General features: G+C 65.5%; 1 protein-coding gene and 1 pseudogene. One reads left to right on the forward strand and one right to left on the reverse strand.

The window, feature by feature from the left end; genetic code table 11:
• Positions 1-100 precede the first annotated feature (100 nt).
• Positions 101-985 (reverse strand): sugar nucleotide-binding protein, encoded by an 885-nt coding sequence (locus tag JWR98_RS28440; RefSeq protein WP_078734860.1) that lies wholly within the window; start codon positions 983-985, stop codon positions 101-103.
• 167 nt (positions 986-1,152) lie between these two features.
• On the opposite strand from JWR98_RS28440, the pseudogene JWR98_RS28445 reads away from it, so the two are divergent.
• Positions 1,153-5,399 (forward strand): annotated as a pseudogene (locus tag JWR98_RS28445) (Lhr family helicase).
• Positions 5,400-5,426: the final 27 nt, after the last annotated feature.

Raw genomic sequence — 5,426 nt, forward strand, 5'->3', positions numbered from 1 at the left:
GGGGTTTGCTCCCGATAGCGGTGAATCAGCCAATGAATCTATTGACTGACACTCTGCTATCGGGCGCAAGCCCCCTCCCACATTTGGTTTTGCGGTGGGTTCAGCTGTGGCGGTAGAAGCGATCCAATAGCGCCGGCAACCCCGCCCGCCACGCCCGTGGCTTGATGCCGAATGTGTGCAGGATCTTCTTGCAGGCCAGCACCGCATGTTGCGGTTCGTCCGCCGCGTCCGGGCGGGCCGCGTGGGCCTGGGCGGTGGGGGCTTCGATGACCAGCGCGTGGAAGTTGCGCGCTTCGGTGAGGATCGCCTGGCCCAGCGCCAGCGGCGTGGTCGCCTCATGCCCGGCGTAGTGGTAAGTGCCCCACAGCGGCGCGGCGCAATCGAGTTGCTTGAGCACCGAGATGATCACGCGCGCGGCATCATCCACCGGCGTCGGGTTGCCGCGACGATCGTCCGCCATCAGCAACTCATCCGGTTGTTCGGCCCGGGCCAGGAAGCGCCCCAAGGTACCGTCGACACTGTCATCCAGCAGCCAGCCAAAGCGCAGCAGCACATGCTGCGGGCAGGTGGCGCGCACGCTCTGTTCAATACGCCACAACGCCTGGCCGCGCAGGCCCAGGGGCACCGGCTCGTCCTTTTCGCTGTAGGCGGTGGCGCGGGAGCCATCGAACACACGGTAACTGGACGGTTGCACCAAGGTGATGGTGTGGTGCTGGCACAGTTCGGCCAGGCGTTCGATGGCGAACTCCTGGGCGGCCAGACGGGTTTCGCTGACCGCTTCGGCCTGGAACCAGTCGAAATAGTAGGCGAGGTTGATCAAGGCATCGGGACGGGTGTCGTCGAGCAATTGGGTGAGGCTCGCGGCATCCCAGCCGTCTTGGGGCGGTTTGGGAGCGAGGAAACCGATGTCTTCCTCCGCACCGAGGCGAATCAGCGCCTGCCCGAGGGCATTCCCGCCGCCCAGTAACATAAGGCGCATTCGCATAGATTGAGCAGGCCCGGTCTGTTTGGAACGATGGTTATTATCGACAGGCGTGTGAGCCTTGCCGCAGGTAGTTGCCAGAATCGTTGCATTTTGCGGGTTTGTAGCGCAACCGTCACGGATAAAGTGCTGGGTTGCAACTTGTTGGAACCGGTGGCATCAATCACTGCATGAGCCTTCCTGAATCGACCGATACGGTGTTGGACGACTTTCACCCCGCCGTCAGCGCCTGGTTTCGCAGCACCTTCCCTTCGGTGACACACGCCCAGGCGCAGGCGTGGCCGTTGATCCGCCAGCGCCGCTCGACCCTGATCGCCGCGCCGACCGGGTCGGGCAAGACGCTGACAGCCTTCCTCGCGGTGCTGGATAACCTGGTTCACCAAGGCTTGGCCAACGGCGGACAACTGCCGGACGAAACCTTGGTGGTGTACGTGTCGCCGCTCAAGGCGTTGTCCAACGACATTCAGATCAACCTGCAGAACCCGCTGGCCGGCATTACCGAACAGTTACATGCCCTGGGCCTGCCCCCCGTGGCGATCCGCACCGCCGTGCGTACCGGCGACACCCCGCAAAAAGACCGTGCGCAGATGCGCAAGCGTGCGCCGCACATCCTGGTGACCACGCCCGAATCGCTCTACGTGCTGCTCGGTTCCGACTCCGGTCGACAGATGCTTGCCAGCACGCGCACGGTGATTGTCGATGAGATCCACGCCATCGCCGCCAGCAAGCGCGGCAGCCACCTGGCCCTGAGCCTGGAGCGCCTGCAAGGGTTATGCGCCGCGCCGCTGACCCGCATCGGGCTGTCGGCCACGCAAAAACCCATCGACGCGGTCTCACGGTTTTTAGTCGGCACCGACCGCACCTGCGCCATCGTCGACATCGGCCACGCCCGCCCGCGCGACCTGGCGATCGAAGTGCCGCCCGTGCCGCTCTCGGCGGTGATGGCCAACGATGTCTGGGCATTGGTCTACGACCGCCTCGCCACCCTGGCCCGCGAGCACCGCACCACGCTGATTTTTGTCAATACCCGACGCCTGGCCGAGCGCCTGGCGCGGCATTTGAGCGAGCGCCTGGGCAAAACCGCAGTGGCCGCCCACCACGGCAGCCTGGCCAAGGAACTGCGCCTGGACGCCGAACAGCGCCTCAAGGCCGGTGAGCTGCAAGTGCTGATCGCCACCGCGTCGCTTGAGTTGGGGATTGATATCGGCGATGTCGACCTGGTGTGCCAGATCGGCTCTCCCGGTTCCATCAACGGGTTCCTGCAAAGGGTCGGCCGCTCCGGGCACCAGGTCGGCGGCACGCCCAAGGGACGCCTGTTCGCCATCACCCGCGACGACCTGATCGAATGCGCCGCCCTGCTCGATTGCGTGCGCCGGGGTGAACTGGACACCTTGCGCATTCCCGTCGCGCCGCTGGATGTACTGGCCCAACAGATCATCGCCGAAGTCAGCGCACAGGAATGGTCGGAGCAGGCCCTGCTCGCGCTGATCCGTCGTGCCTCGCCCTATGCCGCACTGGATGAACGCCATTACCAGGCGCTGTTGCAGATGCTCAGCGAAGGCTACAACGGTCGCCAAGGCATCCGCAGCGCCTACCTGCACCGCGACGCCCTCAGCCGCACATTGCGCGGCCGGCGTGGCGCCAGGCTCACGGCCGTAACCAGCGGCGGCACCATCCCGGACAACGCCGACTACAGCGTGTTGCTCGAACCCCAGGGCCTGAATATCGGCAGCGTCAACGAAGACTTTGCGGTAGAAAGTATCGCCGGGGATATCTTCCAGCTCGGTAATACGTCCTACCGGATCTTGCGGGTAGACACCGGCAAGGTGCGGGTCGAAGACGCCCAGGGCCAGCCGCCGAGCATTCCGTTCTGGCTGGGCGAAGCACCCGGGCGCAGTCACGAATTGTCGATGGCCGTGGCGCGCTTGCTGGGCCAGATGGATGCCTTGCTCAGCATCACGCCGGGCGACTTGCAACCCGCGCAGGGCTGGCTCACCGACACCCTCGGCTTGAACCGCGCCAGCAGCGAGCAGATCCTCGATTACCTGGCCCGCACACGCCTGGCCCTCAGCGCCTTGCCGTCCCGGGACACGTTGATCATGGAGCGGTTTTTTGACGAGTCCGGCGGCACTCAGTTGATCATCCACACGCCCTTCGGCAGCCGCCTCAATCGCGCCTGGGGCCTGGCCCTGCGCAAGCGCTTTTGCCGCACCTTCAATTTCGAATTGCAGGCGGCGGCCAGCGAAAATGCGATCGTGCTGTCGTTGTCCACCAGCCACAGCTTCGCGCTGGATGACGTGTGGCGCTATCTCAACAGCAACAGCGCCGAGCACCTGCTGATCCAGGCCGTGCTGGACGCGCCGCTGTTCGGCGTGCGCTGGCGCTGGAACGCCGGCGTGGCCCTGGCCTTGCCGCGCTACACCGGCGGGCGCAAGGTGGCGCCGCAGATCCAGCGCATGAAAAGCGAAGACCTGATCGCCAGCGTGTTCCCCGACCAGATCGCCTGCCTGGAAAACCTCGCCGGCAACGCGAAGTGCCGGAACACCCATTGGTGGAACAGACCCTCGACGACTGCCTGCACGACGCCATGGACAGCGATGCCTGGCTGGCACTGCTGCGGCGCATGGAGCGTGGCGAGGTGCGCCTGGTCAGCCGCGACCTGCCGGCGCCCTCGCCCATGGCCGCGGAGATCCTCAGCGCGCGGCCCTATACCTTTCTGGACGACGCACCGCTGGAAGAGCGTCGTACCCAAGCGGTGCTCAACCGGCGCTGGAGCGACCCGCAGAGCACCGATGACCTGGGCGCACTGGATGCCGACGCCATCGCCGGCGTGCGCGAAGAGGCGTGGCCGGCGCCCCATGGCGTGGATGAAATGCACGAGGCGTTGATGAGCCTGGCGTGCATTGCCGCCGCCGAAGTTACGCCGCAGTGGGCGCAATGGCTGCACACCCTGGCCAAGAGTGGTCGCGCTCATTCGTTGCCCAACGGCCTGTGGGTGGCGGCGGAGCGCTTGAGTTGTGTCCAGGCGATTTACCCGAATGACTTACCGCTGCTGCCCGGTTTCGACGAGCCCTGGACCTATGATCAAGCGCTGCTGGAAGTGGTGCGCGCACGCCTGGGCGGTTTTGGCCCGCTGAGCCTGATTGAGATCGCCGCGCCCCTGGGCCTGCCAGTGGCCAACATCACCCAGGCACTGGCCCGGCTGGAACAGGAAGGCTACGTGTTGCGCGGCCGCTTCAGCCCCGGCGCCACCGAGGAGCAATGGTGCGAACGGCACTTGCTGGCGCGCATTCATCGCTACACGGTCAAGTGCCTGCGGCGGGAAATCGAGCCGGTGGCACTGCAGGACTTCATGCGCTTTCTGTTCGATTGGCAGCACCTGTCCGATGGCACCCGCGGCCAGGGCAGCGCCGTATTGCCGCAGATCGTCGCTCAGCTCGAAGGCTACGCGGCCGCCACCTCGGCCTGGGACAGCGACTTGCTCAGCGCACGGCTCAAGGATTATTCACCCACCTGGCTGGACGACCTGTGCCGCAGCGGCAAGCTGGTATGGACGCGCCTGAGCCACAAGAGCAGCGCCATGGCCCTGCGCAGCACGCCAGTGGTGTTGCTGCCGCGCAGCCAGGTTTCGTTGTGGAGCGGGCTGACCGAACTCACCGACAGCACCACCCTGTCGCCCAAGGCCCAGAAAGTCCATCTGGCCCTGCGCGAACATGGCGCGCTGTTTTTCGATGAGCTGGTGCACGAGGCCCACTTGCTGCGCAGCGAACTGGAGAGCGCCTTGCAAGAGTTGGTGGGCGCCGGCCTGGTGAATGCCGACAGCTTCGCCGGGCTGCGCGCGCTGACCACGCCCGCCAGCAAACGCCAGGCGCGCAGCAGTCGGCGTGGGCGTGGGGCGTTTATCGGCGGGATGGACGATGCCGGACGCTGGGCCTTGGTACGACGCGCGCCCGCGGCTGCCGGCGCGCATTCGACCGAGACGCTGGAACATATCGCAATGACCCTGCTGCGCCGCTATGGCGTGGTGTTCTGGCGCCTGCTGGAACGCGAGGCGGATTGGCTGCCGAGCTGGCGCGAATTGCTGCGCACGTTTCACCGGCTGGAAGCGCGGGGGCAGATTCGCGGCGGGCGATTTGTCAGCGGCCTGGCGGGGGAACAATTTGCGTTGCCGGAAGCGATCCCGTTGCTGCGCGAAGTGCGGCGCCGGCCCCATGACGGGAGTTTGATTGCGGTGTGTGGGGCCGATCCGCTGAATCTGGTCGGAACGCTGTTACCGGGAACCAAAGTGCCGGCGGTGAGTGGGAATCGGGTTGTGTATCGGGATGGGCTGCCGGCTGCTGTGATGGTTGGGGGTAAGCAGCAGATTTTGCTGGAGGTGGATCAGTTGGCGGTGCAGGAGAAGTTGATCAGGCATTGACCTTGAGGCCCTCATCGGGAGCAAGTC

It is taken from the genome of Pseudomonas lactucae (assembly GCF_016937615.1).
Classification (GTDB): Bacteria; Pseudomonadota; Gammaproteobacteria; order Pseudomonadales; family Pseudomonadaceae; genus Aquipseudomonas; species Aquipseudomonas lactucae.

Coding starts and splice junctions, on each gene's coding strand:
- JWR98_RS28440 (WP_078734860.1), bottom strand. CDS start 985: ATGCGAATGCGCCTTATGTTACTGGGCGGCGGGAATGCCCTCGGGCAG.